The organism is Streptomyces sp. NPDC055749, assembly GCF_053617235.1.
In genome coordinates, this window is record NZ_JBSHFH010000016.1 from 64,981 (window position 1) to 81,934 (window position 16,954).

16 protein-coding genes are annotated in these 16,954 nt (G+C 69.4%); 9 read left to right on the forward strand and 7 right to left on the reverse strand.

Features of this window, described 5'->3' with window-relative positions; genetic code table 11:
* The first annotated feature begins 45 nt into the window (after positions 1-45).
* From ACWGO0_RS14825 to ACWGO0_RS14835, 3 genes are all read left to right on the forward strand, one after another.
* Entirely contained in the window at positions 46-1,185 is a 1,140-nt protein-coding gene (locus tag ACWGO0_RS14825; RefSeq protein WP_453533523.1) for a winged helix DNA-binding domain-containing protein, read from the forward strand.
* A 136-nt stretch (positions 1,186-1,321) separates the two neighbouring features.
* The gene (locus ACWGO0_RS14830) at positions 1,322-2,089 is read left to right on the forward strand and encodes an NPP1 family protein (RefSeq protein WP_453533526.1); all 768 of its coding nucleotides are present in this window, start codon (positions 1,322-1,324) and stop codon (positions 2,087-2,089) included.
* Positions 2,090-2,149: 60 nt separating this feature from the next.
* Positions 2,150-2,677, forward strand: coding sequence for a GNAT family N-acetyltransferase (locus ACWGO0_RS14835; RefSeq protein WP_453533529.1), 528 nt, complete (start codon positions 2,150-2,152; stop codon positions 2,675-2,677).
* Here the strand turns inward: ACWGO0_RS14835 and ACWGO0_RS14840 are convergent.
* Positions 2,674-4,524: a serine/threonine protein kinase gene (locus ACWGO0_RS14840; protein WP_453533532.1), complete on the reverse strand. Its 1,851-nt coding sequence runs from the start codon at positions 4,522-4,524 to the stop codon at positions 2,674-2,676. The genes ACWGO0_RS14835 and ACWGO0_RS14840 overlap by 4 nt on opposite strands.
* A 309-nt stretch (positions 4,525-4,833) precedes the next feature.
* On the opposite strand from ACWGO0_RS14840, the gene ACWGO0_RS14845 reads away from it, so the two are divergent.
* Complete coding sequence (locus ACWGO0_RS14845; RefSeq protein ID WP_453533535.1) at positions 4,834-5,715, forward strand: lysozyme; 882 nt, start codon at positions 4,834-4,836, stop codon at positions 5,713-5,715.
* A 67-nt stretch (positions 5,716-5,782) separates the two neighbouring features.
* Positions 5,783-6,445 (forward strand): peptidoglycan recognition protein family protein, encoded by a 663-nt coding sequence (locus tag ACWGO0_RS14850; RefSeq protein WP_453533538.1) that lies wholly within the window; start codon positions 5,783-5,785, stop codon positions 6,443-6,445.
* Positions 6,446-6,501: 56 nt separating this feature from the next.
* On the opposite strand, the gene ACWGO0_RS14855 is transcribed toward ACWGO0_RS14850, so the two are convergent.
* Entirely contained in the window at positions 6,502-7,038 is a 537-nt protein-coding gene (locus ACWGO0_RS14855) for a DUF5133 domain-containing protein (protein ID WP_453533541.1), read from the reverse strand.
* Between the two features lie 221 nt (positions 7,039-7,259).
* Positions 7,260-7,673, reverse strand: coding sequence for an arsenate reductase ArsC (locus ACWGO0_RS14860; protein WP_453533544.1), 414 nt, complete (start codon positions 7,671-7,673; stop codon positions 7,260-7,262).
* Between the two features lie 106 nt (positions 7,674-7,779).
* On the opposite strand from ACWGO0_RS14860, the gene ACWGO0_RS14865 reads away from it, so the two are divergent.
* Positions 7,780-8,088: an ArsR/SmtB family transcription factor gene (locus ACWGO0_RS14865; RefSeq protein ID WP_382729405.1), complete on the forward strand. Its 309-nt coding sequence runs from the start codon at positions 7,780-7,782 to the stop codon at positions 8,086-8,088.
* Positions 8,085-9,188, forward strand: coding sequence for an ACR3 family arsenite efflux transporter (arsB, locus tag ACWGO0_RS14870; RefSeq protein WP_453533548.1), 1,104 nt, complete (start codon positions 8,085-8,087; stop codon positions 9,186-9,188). The genes ACWGO0_RS14865 and arsB overlap by 4 nt, the downstream gene beginning before the upstream one ends.
* 71 nt (positions 9,189-9,259) lie before the next feature.
* Here the strand turns inward: arsB and ACWGO0_RS14875 are convergent, their stop codons facing one another.
* Both ACWGO0_RS14875 and pstS read right to left on the reverse strand, forming a co-directional pair.
* Entirely contained in the window at positions 9,260-9,955 is a 696-nt protein-coding gene (locus tag ACWGO0_RS14875) for an ester cyclase (RefSeq protein ID WP_453533551.1), read from the reverse strand.
* Positions 9,956-10,057: 102 nt separating this feature from the next.
* Positions 10,058-11,173 carry a phosphate ABC transporter substrate-binding protein PstS gene (gene pstS / locus ACWGO0_RS14880; protein ID WP_453533554.1) on the reverse strand — a complete coding sequence of 372 codons (1,116 nt, stop codon included), beginning with the start codon at positions 11,171-11,173 and terminating at the stop codon, positions 10,058-10,060.
* Positions 11,174-11,500: 327 nt separating this feature from the next.
* Here pstS and ACWGO0_RS14885 point away from each other — a divergent pair, with 327 nt between their 5' ends.
* Complete coding sequence (locus ACWGO0_RS14885; protein WP_453533557.1) at positions 11,501-12,871, forward strand: NAD(P)-binding domain-containing protein; 1,371 nt, start codon at positions 11,501-11,503, stop codon at positions 12,869-12,871.
* A complete protein-coding gene (locus tag ACWGO0_RS14890; protein WP_453533743.1) occupies positions 12,868-14,085 on the forward strand; it encodes an MFS transporter in 1,218 nt (405 codons plus the stop codon). Before ACWGO0_RS14885 ends, ACWGO0_RS14890 begins: the two co-directional genes overlap by 4 nt.
* Before the next feature lie 8 nt (positions 14,086-14,093).
* On the opposite strand, the gene ACWGO0_RS14895 is transcribed toward ACWGO0_RS14890, so the two are convergent.
* Positions 14,094-14,318 carry a hypothetical protein gene (locus ACWGO0_RS14895; RefSeq protein ID WP_453533559.1) on the reverse strand — a complete coding sequence of 75 codons (225 nt, stop codon included), beginning with the start codon at positions 14,316-14,318 and terminating at the stop codon, positions 14,094-14,096.
* Positions 14,319-14,460: 142 nt separating this feature from the next.
* Complete coding sequence (gene katG, locus ACWGO0_RS14900; RefSeq protein WP_453533561.1) at positions 14,461-16,692, reverse strand: catalase/peroxidase HPI; 2,232 nt, start codon at positions 16,690-16,692, stop codon at positions 14,461-14,463.
* Positions 16,693-16,954 lie beyond the last annotated feature (262 nt).

Genomic DNA, 16,954 nt, shown 5'->3' on the forward strand with positions numbered 1-16,954 from the left:
AAACGCCCTGGCGTTCTCCGGTCGGCGCACTGCACAATCCTCGGTGTGAAGATCACCGCGCGCGAACTGAACCGAGCCACTCTGGGCCGTCAACTTCTGCTGGAGCGGGAGGCGCTGAGCGTCGTCGATGCCGTCGGTCGCGTGGTCGCGGTGCAGGCGCAGTACGCGGCTTCGCCGTACGTCGCCCTGTGGAACCGGATCACCGACTTCGCCGCGGCCGATCTGGACGCCGGTTTCACCGACCGTGCGGTCGTCAAGGCGACGCTCATGCGGATCACACTGCACGCGGTTCGTGCCGACGACTACCAGGTGTTCCGCGAGGCGATGCAGCCGACGCTGTACGGCTCGCGTCTGGGCTTCCGCTTTGCCGCTTCGAGCCTCACGCCCGAGGACGGCGATGGGTTGGTGCCGGAGCTGCTGTCATTCGCCGACCAGCCACGTACGGCTGCGGAGATGAAGGCATGGCTCGAAGAGCGGCTCGGCGCGGACAAGCAGCCGGGCGCGTGGTGGGGACTGCGGGCCTACGCCCCCCTGCACCACGTTCCGACGGGCGGGCCGTGGTCGTTCAACACCCGGTCGTCGTTCGTCGCGGCGCGAACCGGGCCGGTGCCGGCGGGGCGTGAGGCGGGAGCGCAGGCGCTGCAGGCCCTGATCCTGCGATATCTGGAAGGGTTCGGCCCGGCCTCGGTGGCGGACGTGGCCCAGTTCGCCATGGTGCAACGGGTGCCGATCCGGAAGGCGCTCACCGCACTCGGTGACGCCGTCGAGCAGTTCGAAGGCCCTGAGGGGGCTGTCCTGTTCGACATTCCGGGCGCTCTGCGCCCGCCCGCGGAAACCCCGGCCCCGCCTCGGCTCATGGCTATGTGGGACAGCACCCTGCTCGCCTACGCGGACCGCAGCCGCATGATCCCTCCGGCCTATCGCCGACTGGTGATCCGGAACAACGGCGACGTGTTGCCCACCCTGTTGGTCGACGGATACGTCGCCGGTGTCTGGCGTCCGGTCGAAGGCGGCATCGAGGCGACGGCCTTCCACGACTTCCCGGCGGACGTGTGGGAGGCGCTCGCCGCGGAAGCACGTTCCCTGGCAGGGGTGTTGGCCGACCGCGACCCCCGCGTCTATAGCCGCTACAACCATTGGTGGGCCAAGCTGCCCGAGGCTCAGGTGCGCCTGCTGCCTGCTTAGTGCTGCGAATCGCCGAACGAGCCTGATGTTCAGGCCTGTTCCCAGGGATCGCCTCGGTCGCGAGGTTCGAGGAACGTGATATGGGCATGCCAATCACGTCGCGTACCCCACGCCGCGGTCCATTTGGAGGACGCAGTTGAACAAGAGCTCGCGGATTCGCAGAGTGTCGCTGACCCTCGGCAGCGCCATCGCACTCGTCATCGCCTTCCCCGGCAGCGCCTTCGCTGCTCCGCCCGCCGCCCTGCCCGCCGCCGCTGATGGACTGGAGCAGACGTTCCAGCCGGCCTACGACTACGACACGGACGGCTGCTACCCCACTGCCGCCATCGGACCGGACGGGACGGTTGCCACCGGCCTCAACCCGAGCGGTGCGCTCAACGGTCAGTGCCGCGACTCATGGGACCTCGACAACACCAACGGATACGCGCGGTACAAGTGCAACAACGGCTGGTGCGCGATCATGTACGGCCTCTACTTCGAGAAGGACCAGGCCGTGTCGGGCAGCGGGCTCGGCGGACACCGTCACGACTGGGAGCACGTCGTCGTCTGGGTGCAGAACAACCAGGCCCAGTACGTCTCCACTTCCGCCCACGGCGATTTCGACGTCTACAGCCGTGACCGGATCCGTTGGGACGGTACGCATCCCAAGATCGTGTACCACAAGGACGGTGTGAGCACGCACTGCTTCCGACCCGCGAACGCCAACGACGAGCCGCCGGAGAACCATCAGCACAGCTGGCAGTTCCCCGACCTCGTCGGCTGGGGCGGCTACCCCGCCGGCCTCCGCGACAAGCTGAGTCAGGCCAACTTCGGGAGTGCCGTCTTCGGTCTCAAGGACGGCAACTTCAACAACCACTTGGAGAAGGCGAAGCCGGCCGGCATCTCGTTCGACCCCAACGCCTGACGGGCAGCGGCGTCGGCTTGCACCTTGGTCGGCGCCGCCGGCCCGTGCGAGGATCGCCAGGTGAACGATCTGCGCTTCCGCCTCGCCGGCGACACCGACCTCGGCACTCTCGTCCGCCTGCGTGACGACGCCGCCCGCTGGCTGCTCGCCCAGGGAATCACCGGCCAGTGGCGGCCCGGCGTCCTGGGCGAGGACCACTTCAGCCGCATCATGGCGAGCGGCGAGGTATGGCTCGCGGAGGCCGACGGCCGTGTGGCCGGGGCCTTGGAGCTGTGGTGGGCGGACGAGGACGCCTGGGGACCGCAGCCGCCGGTCGCGGGCTATGTGCACCGGCTGATGGTGGACCGCGGCACCGCCAGGCCGGGCACGGGGCGCATGCTGCTGCGAGCCGCGGAGCGCCGGGTGGCCGAGGCGGGACGGGCGTTCGTACGTCTGGACTGCCTGGCCGGCAACGCACGCCTGACTGACTACTACTTGGAGGCCGGCTACCAGGTCGTCGGCCACAAGGAGGGCAAGCCGCAGCCGGCTGGTGGACCCAAGTCGTTCACGCTGTTCGAGAAGCACCTGCCGGCCGGACGCGCCGCCTAACTCTCCTTCGGATCCTCGGCGTTGCGCCAGATCGTGAGGTCCACGGTGAAGTACCTGCTCGGGTCCTTCGCCGCCGACTTGCCGCGGTACGTCGCGACCGCGATGTGCCCCGCATCGCTGAGCACGCAGATCTGCGAGCCGTTCGTGAGTTGGTCGAGGCCGATCTTCTCGGTGTACCGGGTCTCGGCGCGGCAGGTCTCCAGGGAACCCTTCTGCGAGTTGTTCAGCAGGACCAGCTTTCCGTTCGCCGTACCCAGCCGCTCGTCCCCGAACATGGAGTCGTAGTAGAAGTACAGGTCGCCCTTGCCGTAGACCACGCCGCTTTCGGTGTCTTCGATCGGGCGGGGCGGGTTGTCGGCCAGCATGACGGCGTAGTTGGCCGTCACGTCGATGTTCTTGTACGAGACCGGCTTGGGGTCGGTCCTCGGCTCGGGCCCGCCCGAGGTCTCGCCGCTCGAACCGCCCGTGCTCGACGAGCCGCCGGTGGACTTGTTGTTGCTGTCGCCGGCGTCGGGCAGCAGGGATCCGATGACCGTGAGGAGAGCGAGCGCGGCCACGACGGAACCGGCGACGATCAGGCCCGTCCTCTTGCGCTTGGGAGGGGCGGGCGTGAAGCCGGCGGTGTGGTGGAACGGGGGAGGCGTCTGGTAACCCGGCGTGTACCCGATCGGCGGCCGGTAGGCCGACGGCACGGTGTGCGGCATGCCCGGCGTTCCCTGACCGCCCGGAGCACCGTTCGGCGGGCCGAAGGCACCCGGCGCGCCAGGGGCCCTGGGCGGCATCATGCGGGGGGCGCCCGGAGCGGCCTGCGTCGGCGCCGCGGCCACCGCGTGGCCCGTGGGCGTGTAGGGGGCAGCGGAACCCGGCGCCGGGGTCTGCGGGGAGTGTGCCGTCGGGGTGGGCGTGACGGAGGGTGCCGGCGTGGGCGGCCGGACCGGGGCGGGCAGTTGCAGCCGCTCGGTGATCGAACCGGCGATCGTCTGCGGCAGCCAGTCCTCGCCCTGGCGCAGCGGGGTGGGCGAGACGGCGTGGCACAGCTCGATGACTTCGGCCAGGGTGGGGCGGTCGGCCGGGTCGCGGCTGAGACAGCGCGTGACCAGGGGCCGCAGTTCCTCGGGCAGCCGGCTGAGGTCGGGATCCTCGTGAACGATGCGGTAGAGCACGGCATGTGAGGGGCCGTCACCGAAGGCGGGCGCGCCGATCGCCGCGTACGCCGTGATCTGGCCGAGCGCGAAGATGTCGGTGGCAGGTGTGATCGTGCCGGCCGCCGCCTGTTCCGGCGCCATGAAGGCGGGGGTGCCCACGCTGACGCCCGTGCTGGTCAGGGCGGTGGCGTCGGCCGCGCGTGCGATGCCGAAGTCGATCACGCGGGGGCCGTCGGAGGCCAGCAGGACGTTGGCGGGCTTCAGGTCGCGGTGGACGATGCCCGCGCCGTGGATGACGTGGAGGGCCTCGGCGACCCCTACGGTCAGCAACAGCACGCTGCGCAGCGGCAGTCCGCCGTGCTGGGCGACGGCGTGCGCGAGGGAGGGGCCCGGCACATAAGCAGTGGCCAGCCAGGGCTGCGAGCCCTCGGTGTCCGAGTCGATCACGGGCGCGGTGTACAGGCCCTGCACCCGCTGAGCGGCCTTCACCTCCTGCTGGAAGCGCCGCCGGAACTCCGGGTCACCACTGAACTCGGGCCGGATCACCTTGAGTGCGATGGGCCTGCCGCCCGGTGTGTACGAGAGGTACACCTTGCCCATGCCGCCCGTGCCGAGCACCGCCGCGAGGTGATATCCGCCCACTACGGTCGGATCCTCCTCCTTGAGTGGCTGGAAAAGGTCGGCCGAAGGTGCACTGCTCATAAGGAACCATCCCCCTGCTAGCGGCGATTCGGAGCTTGTCGGCGCCCCGAAGTCGATCGAGAGCGTATCGAATATCCGCCTCGCCCAAGCCTCGGGCGGGCGGGGGCCGTGCAGGGGGGCGCGAGTTCTTCATCTCTGAAAGTTTCTGCCGATTCGCCGCGTCGGTGCAGCTGACGCGCTGCGTCAGAGGTCTACGCCAAGGAGCCTCTTTACGCCCCTCATCACTCGTGCGTTACTCATGACGTGTCCATGGCATCCGATTATCGGATGTCAGAGGTTTCACTCCCCCCAACGTGCCCGGAGGCAGCTATGCCCGCGTACAGTTCTCCGATCCGCCGACTCATCAGATCCAGAGGCGCCCTGCTCGCCGGCGTCCTCGGCAGCGTTGCCACACTCCTCGTGACAAGCGCCGGTCCGGCCGCCGCCGCTCCTCCCGCCCCCGGAAAGCCGGTGCAGCCCGGGCAGGCGTGGATGGGCGCGGGGACCCGTATCGAACAGGGCCCCGGCGCCGCGGCCGACGGGGGCGTGTCCGCGATGGACACCAGTGGTGTCCAGGGCATCGACGTCTCCCACTGGCAGGGCGCGATCAACTGGGGCTCGGTGAAGGCCGCGGGCATCGACTTCGCCTATATGAAGGCCACCGAGGGCACGAGCTTCAAGGACAGTCGCTTCAGCGCGAACTACACCGGCTCGTACAACGCCGGTCTGATCCGTGGCGCGTACCACTTCGCCCGCCCGAACGCCTCCAACGGGGCGACTCAGGCCGGCTACTTCGCGAGCAACGGCGGTGGCTGGTCCAAGGACGGCAAGACCCTCCCCGGCGTCCTGGACATCGAGCACAACCCTTCGGGTGCCATGTGCTACGGGCTCTCCACGACCCAGATGCGCACATGGGTCAACGACTTCTACAACACGTACAAGGCCCGTACGACCCGGGACGTCGTCATCTACACGACGGCCAGCTGGTGGAACACCTGCACCGGCAACTGGACCGGCATGTCCACCAAGGCCCCCCTCTGGGTGGCCCATTGGGGGACCAGCAGTCCCACCATCCCCAGTGGGTTCCCGACCTGGACGATCTGGCAGTACACGGCTACCGGCCGGGTCAGCGGTGTGGCCGGTGATGTGGACCGCAACAAGTTCAACGGTGACATGAGCCGGCTCCAGGCCCTCGCCAACAACTCGGCGTAGCCCGGCCGCCACCTCCGCCGGCCGCCGTCGTCGGGCGGCCGGCCCGACCCCGGACCTGGAGTTCGCCGTGAACCTGCCGAAGCCGACCCGCCGCCACATCCTGCTCGCCGGTACCGGCGGACTCGCCGCCGCCGCTTTACCGGGCACCGGTACCGCGCACGCCGCGCACACCTCAAACATCGTCGAACCGGATATCGACAGCACCCTGCTGTGGAACGCCCGCCCGCCCCGGAGCCCCGTGAGCCTGGTCGCGAAGCGCCCCAGCAAGATCATCGTGCATCACACGGTCGGCGCCAACACCTCCGACTTCTCGCGCGCCCAGGCCCACTCGCACGCCCACTGGGTCCAGGACCTCCACATGGACAAGAACGGCTGGATCGACACCGGCTACCACTTCCTCGTCAGCCGGGGCGGCTGGATCACCGAGGGCCGGCAGCGCAGCCTGAGCACCTTGCGGGGTGGCAGCAACTTCGTACTGGCCGCCCATACGTCAGGACAGAACGACCAGGCCATCGGCATCGCCAATGAGGGTGCCTATCACGACGGAGCTCAGCCTCCGCAGGCGCAGTGGGACGTCCTGGTGGTGCTCTGCGCGTACGTGTGCGGGCAGTACGGCATCGCACCGAGCCGGATCTACGGGCACATGGACTTCGGCACCACGCTCTGCCCCGGCGTGCTGCACGACATGCTGCCTCAACTGCGCAGCGAGGTGGCGGCGAGCATGAGCTGACGGCGAGCACGGGGGCAGGGGCTGATGCACGGGGGCACGGGGGACGGCGTCAGCCGTTACGTCGATGCCGCGAGGTGCTGCTCCGCGGCGTCGACCGCATCGTGCACGGTCGTTCTGCCGAGCAGCACGCACAGGGTGTAGGCAGCGTCGTCCAGCGCTTGCCTCGCGCTCCTGTCGGAAGGGGTGACCGCAAGGAGTGCCTGGCACCTCCGGAACTCCGACAGCACCTGCTCGGTCCGTTGGCGGCTCGGTACGAGCGCCACGCCCCGCGCGGCGTCGGAGGGGCTGGGCGACGGATTGCGGGCCGCCTCCACCGCGCGCCGCAGCGCTCGTTCCACATGCGCGGGTACCGGTACACCGCGCGATCCGGCCACCATCGCGGCTGCCATGGCCGTGGGAGCGATATGCGCGGCCTCTGCCGCCGCGGTCAGGATCCGCTTCGCGTCCCGTCTGGAGCACGGCGTCATGGCCATGATCATCCCGACGGCCCACGGCGTCGGCGGTTCGTCCAGGAGCGGATTTCCTACGGGCGCCGTCGCCGAAGGCGAAGGGGAGGCACCGGATTCGGAACGCTGTTCGGCGTAGGTGGACATGGTGGAGACCATCCCTTCGGACGGTGGGTCGTGGCGCTTCGGTGACCAGTTCGAAAGTCATGCCCACCGTGGGGGGAGGGTGGCTCACCCGTGCGTAACTCCCTCTGGGTCACTGGATTATTGCCCGTGAAGGCGCACAACGACACAACCGCGCCGGTTCAACAGATTTCGCGTTTCTTGATCCCCCTTCCGGGCGGTATGTTCCGGCCCGCTGCATGGGCTCAGGCGGACTTCTCCGGGGCGATCTCCGCGATCAGTCCCTCGACGAGCTTCTTGATCTCGTCGCGGATCGGCCGTACGGAGTCCACGCCCTGGCCCGCCGGGTCCTCCAGCGTCCAGTCCAGGTACCGCTTGCCCGGGAAGACGGGGCAGGTGTCGCCGCAGCCCATGGTGATGCACACGTCGGATGCCCTGACCGCGTCGACGGTCAGGATCTTCGGTGTCTCGGCGGTGATGTCGATGCCGACTTCGCGCATGGCCTCGAGCGCGGCGGGGTTGACCCGGTCGGCCGGGGCGGAGCCGGCGGAGCGGACCTCGACGCGGTCCCCGGCCAGATAGGACAGCCACGCGGCGGCCATCTGCGAACGGCCGGCGTTGTGGACACAGACGAACAGAACGGACGGCTTCTCGGGCATCGGAGGTCTCTCTTGTCTCGCGGGATCGGGTGGCCTGGCGTAATCAGGGGCGAGCGACATCAGCGCCAGCTGGTGTCAGGCATCGCTGATGTGAAAGTATCAGCCCATGATGACGTCAGTCGACACTGAACTGATCCGGGTCCTGGCCGATCCGCTCAGGCTCAAGATCGTGACCCTGCTGGCCCGCGAGACGCTCTGCACCACACACCTGGTCGAGGAGACCGGTGCAAAGCAGACCAACCTCTCCAACCATCTGAGAGTGCTGCGTGAGGCCGGGGTCGTGGACACCGAGCCGTGCGGTCGCTTCACCTACTACAAGCTCCGTCCGGACGTCATCGCCCAGCTCGCCGGCCAGTTCGCCGACCTGGCCGACTCCGCGCGTACCGCTGCCGAGAACAAGAGGGCCTGTCCGTGACCCCCACCCAAGCACCCGCGACCACCGAGGAGCCCTCGGTCGTCGCGAAGCTCTCGACGCTCGACCGCTTCCTCGCCGTATGGATCCTTCTCGCCATGGCCCTCGGCCTGGGGCTCGGCCGGCTGATCCCCGGCCTGAACGACGCGCTGGCCAAGGTCGAGGTCGGCGGGATCTCGCTGCCCATCGCGGTGGGCCTGCTGATCATGATGTATCCGGTACTCGCCAAGGTCCGGTACGACAAGCTCGACGCCGTCACAGGCGACCGCAAGCTGATGATCTCCTCGCTGGTGATCAACTGGGTCCTGGGCCCGGCGCTCATGTTCGCGCTCGCGTGGATCTTCCTTCCGGACCTGCCCGAGTACCGTACCGGCCTGATCATCGTGGGCCTGGCCCGCTGCATCGCCATGGTCATCATCTGGAACGACCTCGCCTGCGGGGACCGCGAGGCCGCCGCGGTACTCGTGGCGCTCAACTCCGTCTTCCAGGTCATCGCCTTCGGTGCACTGGGCTGGTTCTACCTCGACCTGCTCCCGGGCTGGCTCGGCCTCGGCGACGGCGAGCACCTCGACATCTCCATGTGGAAGATCGCCCTCAACGTCGTCATCTTCCTCGGAGTCCCGCTGGTGGCAGGCTTCCTGACCCGCCGCACGGGCGAGAAGCGGATGGGCCGTGAGTCCTACGAGGCGAAGTTCCTGCCGAGGATCGGCCCCTGGGCGCTGTACGGCCTGCTCTTCACGATCGTCATCCTCTTCGCGCTCCAGGGGAAGACGATCACCTCGCAGCCGACGGACGTCGCGCGGATCGCGCTGCCGCTGCTCGTCTACTTCGCCGTGATGTGGTTCGGTACGTTCCTGCTGGGCAAGGCCATCGGCCTGAACTACGACCGCACCGCCACGCTGGCGTTCACCGCCGCGGGCAACAACTTCGAGCTGGCCATCGCGGTCGCCATCGCCACCTTCGGCGTCACCAGCGGACAGGCGCTCTCCGGAGTCGTCGGCCCGCTGATCGAGGTCCCGGTTTTGGTCGCGCTCGTCTACGTGTCGCTGGCCTGGCGCAAGAAGTTCGCGGCCTCGGCGCTCACCACGCCTTCGGGCAAGTAGGGCCGAGAGTAAGCGCGCGGGTTCCTCGGCTCCCCCTGCCGGGGAACCCGCAGGCGGAGTGCTGACGCGGATCAGGTTTCGATCGCGCCGAGCTGCTGCATCAGACCGAGGTCGTCGAAGTTCCACCAGCTTTCCGCGATTTTGCCGCCCTCGCAGCGGAAGGTCGCGTGGCCGGTTCCCGAGACCTCCCGGCCGGTGGGCTCCATGCCCTGGTACGTACCCGCGTGACGCCCCTTGAAGGACAGCCGCGCGCACACCGTGTCACCCTCGGCTGTCATGCTCTCGATGGTGGCCACCGGTTCGAACGCCTCGATGATCTCCCGGTCCTCGGTCTTGGCCTGCGCGAGCCCCAAGTCGTACGAGGACATCGACGGGTCGTGCTCCCGGTAGCCCGCGGTACACATCGCGTCCATCGCGTCGATGTTCCTCGCGTTGACCACCTCGTCGAACAAGCTGCGGACCACGAGCTTGTTCAGCTGCTCGTCCCGCATGACATCGAGATCCGTGAACGACGGCTCCCCGTCGCACAGGGCCACCATCTCCCGGAATATCCGGTCGGTCTCCGGCAGGTTCGAATTCTTCTGTGCCTCCTCGTACGAGGGGAACTCCACGATCTCCACCACGTGTGTGGCGTCCGCGCGGTCCCGCCCCATGATCGAGTGCGTGGCCGTCCGTTTGCCCTTGGTCGCGTCGACCCACGCGTCCATCAAGCTGTTCAACTCGTCGGCCCTGCTCGTTTTGCAGTCAATGACCTGCACGAACGTCATGACGCCTCCCAGTGATCGGAGCGCTTCGAGCCCCTTCAGGATATGCCCGGCCCCTGGCGTATGACGTGTTGGCCAGCCGGCGGGAACGGGCGTGCGCGCAGGTCAGGAGAGGGTGCTGATGACCTCGCGTACCTGGGTCGCCACCGAGGTGGGCAGGGGTGCGTAATGGATCGAGTGCAGCTGCTCCTGGCCCTCCTCGCTCGCGGTGTAGGTGAGGAAGGACTTGAGCGCCGGGAGGCTGTCGGGCTGATTGCCCGTGTCGCAGACGATCTCGTACGTCACCAGGACGATCGGGTACGCGCCTTCGGCGGACGTCTCGTAGTTGAACCGCAGGGTCAGGTCCTTCCCCCTGCCGGTGATCTTCGCCTCGGCGATGCCCACCGATGCGCTCGTGGTGCTCGGCGGGACCGGCTCCGCCGCGCCCGTCGCGATGCGTACCGTGTGGATCTTCCGCTTGACGGCGAAGGACAGTTCGAAGTAGCCGATCGCGCCGTCGGTCTGGTTCACGGTCGTGGAGACCCCGTCCGATCCGCTGGCCGACTCACCACCCCTGGCCTGCCACTTCTTGCCCGCCGGGTACGGCCATCTCTCGGGCGTGGCGCCCTTGAGATAGGCGTTGAGGTTCTGGGTGGTGCCCGAGTCGTCCGTACGGTGGAAGGGGACCACGGGCAGGTCCGGCAGTTTTGTACCGGGGTTCAGGCGCTGGATCGAGGGATCGTTCCACCGGGTGATCCGTGAGTCGAAGATCCGCGCGAGGGTCGGAGCGTCCAGGACCAGATCGCTCACACCGGGCACGTTGTACCCGATGGCGATGGGGCCGCCGACCATGGGCAGATCGATGGCCTGCCCGCCCGAGCAGACCTCCTTGGTGCCCTCGATGTCTTCCGCGTCCAGCGCCTGGTCCGTACCCCCGAACGTGGTCGCTCCGCGCTGGAACTGGGCTACACCCGCGCCCGAGCCGAGCGGGTTGTAGGCGAGCTGCACGCCCTGGCAGGCGAGTTGGTACTGCTGCATCCACCGGCTCATCGCGTTCTGCTGAGCCGAGGACCCCGACCCGCGCACCTGGCCGGACTCGGCACACTCGATGTCCGGTACGGGCTCCGCGGGAGCCGATGCCTCGTCGCTCTCGCCGCCGCATGCCGTGAGCAGCAGGACGCCCGCCACCACCGAGGCCGCCCCTCGGAGCCGGTTCGCCCGCCCTGTACGTCGGAGCTGCACGCTGATCCCCCTGGAACACACGAATGAGGGGCCGCGGTGCGCACCGCCAGCCCGGTGTATCGATGCTTGCCGATGCCGAGGGGGTGCGGGTGGCACCAGGGCGAACAGCAGGCGTCGCGCAGCCGACGTTTAAGGAAGTGGCCGACTGTGGGCGGAGGTTGAAGGGTTCGGTACCCACCTCATGAATTCGATACATGTCTATGTTGACAGTTGTCGATGCAGGTGGGAGGCTTCAGGCGTCAGGAGATATTGACGGATGTCGAAGTAGAGGGTTCGTGCTCGTCCTCGGCCCCGCCGACCCGTCCCGCGTTGAGGAGAACACCCGTCATGAGCGAGCAGCATCTTCCCGTCGTGGTCATCGGCGCCGGCCCGGCCGGTCTTGCCGCCGCGGCGCACCTCGTCGAGCGCGGCATCGAGCCGCTGGTCCTGGAAGCCGGGTCCGCCGCGGGCAGCGCCGTACGTGAGTGGGGGCATGTGCGGCTGTTCTCCACCTGGTCCGAGGTCGTGGACCCGGCCGCCGAGAAGCTGCTGGCGCCCACCGGATGGTCCGCCCCGGACGGCGCGACCTACCCCTCCGGGGCGGACTGGGCCGAGAAGTACCTCCAGCCACTCGCCGACGTCCTCGGCGACAAAGTCCGCTACGGCGCCACCGTGACCGGTGTCTCCCGCCTCGGCCGCGACCGGGTCGTGGACGCCGACCGCGAGGGGCAGCCGTTCACCGTCCACGTGCGGAACGCCGACGCCCGTGAGGAGCGGATCACCGCCCGCGCCGTCATCGACGCGTCCGGCACCTGGTCCACCCCCGGCCCCATCGGGGGCGACGGCCTCCCGGCGCTCGGCGAGAAGGCGGCGGCCGACCGGATCTCGTACCGCATCCCGGACCTCAAGGACCCTGCCGTCCGCGCTCGTTACGCGGGCAGGCGTACCGCGGTCATCGGCTCCGGAGCCTCGGCCTTCACCGCGCTGGCCGCCCTGGCCGACCTCGCCAGGACGGAGGAGGCGGGGGACACGCACGCGGTGTGGATTCTGCGTCGCGGCGTCACCGGTTCCACGTTCGGCGGCGGCACCGCCGACCAGCTGCCCGCCCGGGGCGCCCTCGGTCTCGCCGCCAAGGCGGCCGTCGACGACGGATTCGCGGACGCGGTCACCGGCTTCCGTACCGACGCCGTGAAGCAGGAGGGCGAGCGGCTGGTCCTGGTCGCCGAGGACGGGCGCCGCCTGGACCCGGTCGACCAGGTCATCGTCCTCACCGGCCTGCGCCCGGACCTCTCCTTCCTCGCCGAGCTGCGCCTCGGTCTCGACGAGCGCCTCCAGGCGCCCACCGGGCTCGCCCCGCTCATCGACCCGAACCAGCACTCGTGCGGCACCGTCTACCCGCACGGCGTCAACGAGCTCTCCCACCCGGAGCGGGACGTCTACCTCGTCGGCATGAAGTCCTACGGCCGCGCCCCCACCTTCCTCGCGATGACCGGCTACGAGCAGGTCCGCTCCATCGCCGCCGCACTCGCCGGAGACCAGGCAGCCGCCGAACGCGTCGAACTCGTCCTGCCCGAGACGGGCGTCTGTGGCGGCGCGGGCCTCTTCGACGAGCCCGAGGCCGTGGTCGCTGCCGACCAGGGCGACGGCGGCGGCTGCTGCGCCGCCCCCACCACGATCCAGATCGGCACCGGAACCCCGGCGACCTCCGGCGGCTGCTGACGGACGTGCCACGGACCCAGGCCGATGTGGCCGCGACCGGGACAGGTGTCCGGCCGCGGCCACGCGGCGTGCTGCCCGCCCTCTGCGTCACCCAGATCACCAGCTGGGGCGTCGTCTACTACGCCTTCCCCGTCCTCAACTCCCGTATCACCGCTGACACCGCGTGGTCCCCGACCGCCACGACAGCGGCCTTCTCCGCCGCTCTGCTCGTCTCCGCGGCAGTCGGCATCCCCGTCGGACGAGTCCTGGACCGCCGAGGTCCGCGCGCCGTGATGACCACGGGCTCCGTGCTCGGCACCCTGGCCCTCCTGCTGATCGCCGCAGCCCCCAATCTGGCCTGCTTCGCGGCCGGTTGGCTGCTCGCGGGGGTCGCGATGGCCGCCACTCTCTACCCGCCCGCGTTCGCCGCCCTCACCCGCTGGTGGGGACCGGACCGCATCCGCGCGCTGACGATCGTCACACTCGCCGGCGGCCTCGCCAGCACGGTATTCGCCCCGCTGACCGCGGCCCTCGCCGAAAACCTCAGCTGGCGCGCCACCTACCTCGTCCTCGCAGTGATCCTCGCCGCCGTGACGATCCCGGCGCACGCGCTCGCCCTGCGCGCGCCATGGCCCCCGGCGGAACCGGCACCGAGCGTCACCGGCGGTACACCCGTGGTCCGCAGCCGCCCGTTCCTCGTGCTGGCCGCCGTCCTCACCCTGTCCGGCTTCGCCATGTACGCGGTCGTCATCGGCCTGGTCCCCCTCCTTCAGGAACGCGGTGCGAGCACAACCGCCGCAGCGTGGGCCCTCGGCCTCGGCGGCGCGGGCCAGACCCTCGGCCGTACCCTCTACGCGAGCCTCGCCGCCCGCACCTCAGTGACCACCCGCACCGCCACCCTGATCACGCTCGGCGGCGCCACGACAGCCGCTCTTGCCCTCGTCCCCGGCCCGATCCCGCTGCTCGTGGTGCTCTCCGTCCTCGCCGGAGTCGTACGCGGCAACCTGACCCTCCTCCAGGCCACGGCCGTCACCGACCGCTGGGGCACCACCCACTACGGCCGTCTCTCCGCCCTCCTCACAGCCCCCGCCTCGCTCGCCGCCGCCCTCGCTCCGTGGGCCGGCACCGCCCTCGCCGGCCCACTCGGCGGATACGACGCGCTCTTCCTGGCGCTGGCCGCGAGCTCGCTGGTCGCCGCGGCTCTGGCGACGGCGACGGGAGTTCGCAAGCCCTGACGGCGCGGTCAGGCGGCCTTGTAGCTGTGCGCTTCGGTGCCCTGCCACTTGACGACGGCGGGGTTGTCGAGCACGCGCTCCGGGTCCGAAAGTCCGGCATCGGCGAGAAACTCGATGACGTCGTGGTCACTGTGGGCGAGGCCGATGCGTTCGTGGCGGCCCTTGGAGTGAACGGTCACGATCCGGCCGCCGGACGGGGTGGGTGCGTGGACGATGATCGGTTGTATGGCCATGGTTCCAGGGTGGCCCCCCGCGCCGGTGGGCGCATCCGGCATGTCGGGATGCGGGCGTGGAAGGGCGGCCGCGTCGGCCCAGGGCGTCCGGGCCGGCCGATGGTGGCCGGCCCGGACGTCATGAGCGGACGAGTCGGACGACTCAGACGAGGTCGAACCGGTCGAGGTTCATCACCTTGTCCCACGCCGCGACGAAGTCCTTCACGAACTTCTCCTTCGCGTCGTCGCTCGCGTAGACCTCCGCGAGCGCGCGCAGCTCGGAGTTCGACCCGAAGACGAGGTCGGTACGGCTGCCGGTCCACTTGACGTCGCCCGTGGCCGCGTCGCGGCCCTCGAACGTGTTCGCGTCCTCGGACGTCGACTTCCACGTCGTGCCCAGGTCGAGCAGGTTGACGAAGAAGTCGTTGGTCAGGGACCCGGGGGTCGTGGTGAGGCGGCCGAGCGGCGAGTCCCCGTAGTTGGCGCCCAGGACGCGGAGGCCACCGACGAGGACGGTCAGTTCCGGGGCGCTGAGGTTCAGCAGGTTCGCCCTGTCGATCAGCAGGAACTCGGCCGGCAGACGGTTGCCCTTGCCGAGGTAGTTGCGGAACCCGTCGGCGGTCGGCTCCAGTGCCGCGAACGATTCCACGTCGGTCTGCTCCTGCGACGTGTCCACGCGGCCCGGTGCGAAGGGGACCTCGACGGCGAAGCCACCGTCCTTGGCGGCCTGCTCGACACCCGCGGCACCGGCGAGCACGATCAGGTCGGCCAGCGAGACCTGCTTGCCGCCGGACTGGGCGGAGTTGAACGACTCCTGGATCCCTTCGAGCGTGCGCAGCACGGTCGCCAGCTGGTCGGGGTTGTTGACCTCCCACCCGCTCTGCGGCTGGAGGCGGATGCGCGCACCGTTGGCACCGCCGCGCTTGTCGCTGCCGCGGAAGGACGAGGCCGACGCCCACGCGGTGGACACGAGCTGGGACACCGACAGGTCGGAGGCGAGGATCCGGCTCTTGAGCGAGGCGATGTCGGCGGCGTCGATGAGCTCGTACGACACAGCTGGGAGCGGGTCCTGCCACAGCAGCGTCTCGCTCGGAACCTCCGGGCCGAGGTAGCGCACGAGCGGGCCCATGTCGCGGTGGGTCAGCTTGAACCACGCCCGTGCGAAAGCGTCCGCGAACTCGGCGGGGTTCTCGTGGAAGCGGCGCGAAATCTGCTCGTACGCCGGGTCGATACGGAGCGAGAGGTCGGTCGTCAGCATGGTGGGAGCGTGGCTCTTCGACGCGTCGTGGGCGTCGGGGACCGTACCCGCCCCCGCGTTGTCCTTCGGCCGCCACTGGTGCGCACCGGCCGGGCTCTTGAACAGCTCCCACTCGTAGCCGAACAGGATGTCGAAGAAGGTGTTGTCCCAGGCGGTCGGGGTGTTCGTCCAGATGCCTTCGAGGCCGCTGGTGATCGCGTCACCGCCCTTGCCGGTGCCGAAGGAGTTCCTCCAGCCGAGGCCCTGCTCCTCCAGCGGGGCGGCTTCGGGGTCGGCGCCGACGCTCTCCGCCGGGCCGGCGCCGTGGGTCTTGCCGAAGGTGTGACCGCCCGCGATGAGGGCGACCGTCTCCTCGTCGTTCATCGCCATGCGACGGAAGGTCTCACGGATGTCGCGGGCCGCGGCCAGTGGGTCCGGGGTGCCGTTGGGGCCTTCCGGGTTGACGTAGATGAGGCCCATCTGGACCGCGCCGAGGGGGTTCTCCAGCTCACGGTCGCCCGTGTAGCGCTCGTCGCCGAGCCAGGTGGTCTCGGGACCCCAGTACACGTCCTCGTCGGGCTCCCAGACGTCGGCGCGGCCACCGGCGAAGCCGAAGGTCTCGAAGCCCATCGTCTCCAGGGCGACGTTGCCGGTCAGGATCATGAGGTCGGCCCACGAGATGTTCTTGCCGTACTTCTTCTTGACCGGCCACAGCAGACGGCGGGCCTTGTCGAGGTTCCCGTTGTCCGGCCAGCTGTTGAGGGGCGCGAAGCGCTGCTGTCCGGCTCCGGCACCGCCACGGCCGTCGCTGATCCGGTAGGTGCCCGCGCTGTGCCACGCCATCCTGATCATGAACGGGCCGTAGTTGCCGAAGTCGGCGGGCCACCAGTCCTGGGAGGTCGTGAGCACCTCGGCGATGTCCCGCTTCACGGCCGGGAGGTCGAGGGTCTTGAACGCCTCGGCGTAGTCGAAGTCCTCGCCGAGGGGGTTGGCCACGGCAGGGTTCTTGGCGAGGATCTTCAGGTTGAGCCGCTCCGGCCACCACTGGCGGTTTCCGCCACCCTGGGTCGGGTGGGGGGCGCGCCCGTGTGCGACCGGGCAGCCGCCCTCGCCCTCCGTTTTCGCGTCGGTGACGATTGCGTCGTGGTTCTCAGACATGGGAATCCTTCCGGACGGGCGGATCACATTGCTCAGGAACTGCGGGCGGTGGAGGCGTCGCCCGACATGGAGGCAGGGGGTCTCCCGGAACGTACAGCCGACGCCATCGCTGCGCGGGGAGCCGCGGTGCACGCGCCCGCGCGCCCCGGCAACGATCGCCGCGGCCTCGTGGTGGTCACAGGCCCCGTCACGTCCGTCTCCTGTCGTACTGGAGTCAACCTGTCCCTTGGCTATTGCCGTAACCGATCCTACGATGGACAGA

Coding starts and splice junctions, on each gene's coding strand:
- ACWGO0_RS14860 (WP_453533544.1), bottom strand. CDS start 7,673: ATGCCCGAGAAGCCGTCCGTTCTGTTCGTCTGTGTCCACAACGCCGGC.
- ACWGO0_RS14895 (WP_453533559.1), bottom strand. CDS start 14,318: ATGGCCATACAACCGATCATCGTCCACGCACCCACCCCGTCCGGCGGC.
- ACWGO0_RS14840 (WP_453533532.1), bottom strand. CDS start 4,524: ATGAGCAGTGCACCTTCGGCCGACCTTTTCCAGCCACTCAAGGAGGAG.
- ACWGO0_RS14845 (WP_453533535.1), top strand. CDS start 4,834: ATGCCCGCGTACAGTTCTCCGATCCGCCGACTCATCAGATCCAGAGGC.
- ACWGO0_RS14855 (WP_453533541.1), bottom strand. CDS start 7,038: ATGTCCACCTACGCCGAACAGCGTTCCGAATCCGGTGCCTCCCCTTCG.
- katG (WP_453533561.1), bottom strand. CDS start 16,692: ATGTCTGAGAACCACGACGCAATCGTCACCGACGCGAAAACGGAGGGC.
- ACWGO0_RS14875 (WP_453533551.1), bottom strand. CDS start 9,955: ATGACGTTCGTGCAGGTCATTGACTGCAAAACGAGCAGGGCCGACGAG.
- ACWGO0_RS14865 (WP_382729405.1), top strand. CDS start 7,780: ATGATGACGTCAGTCGACACTGAACTGATCCGGGTCCTGGCCGATCCG.
- ACWGO0_RS14885 (WP_453533557.1), top strand. CDS start 11,501: ATGAGCGAGCAGCATCTTCCCGTCGTGGTCATCGGCGCCGGCCCGGCC.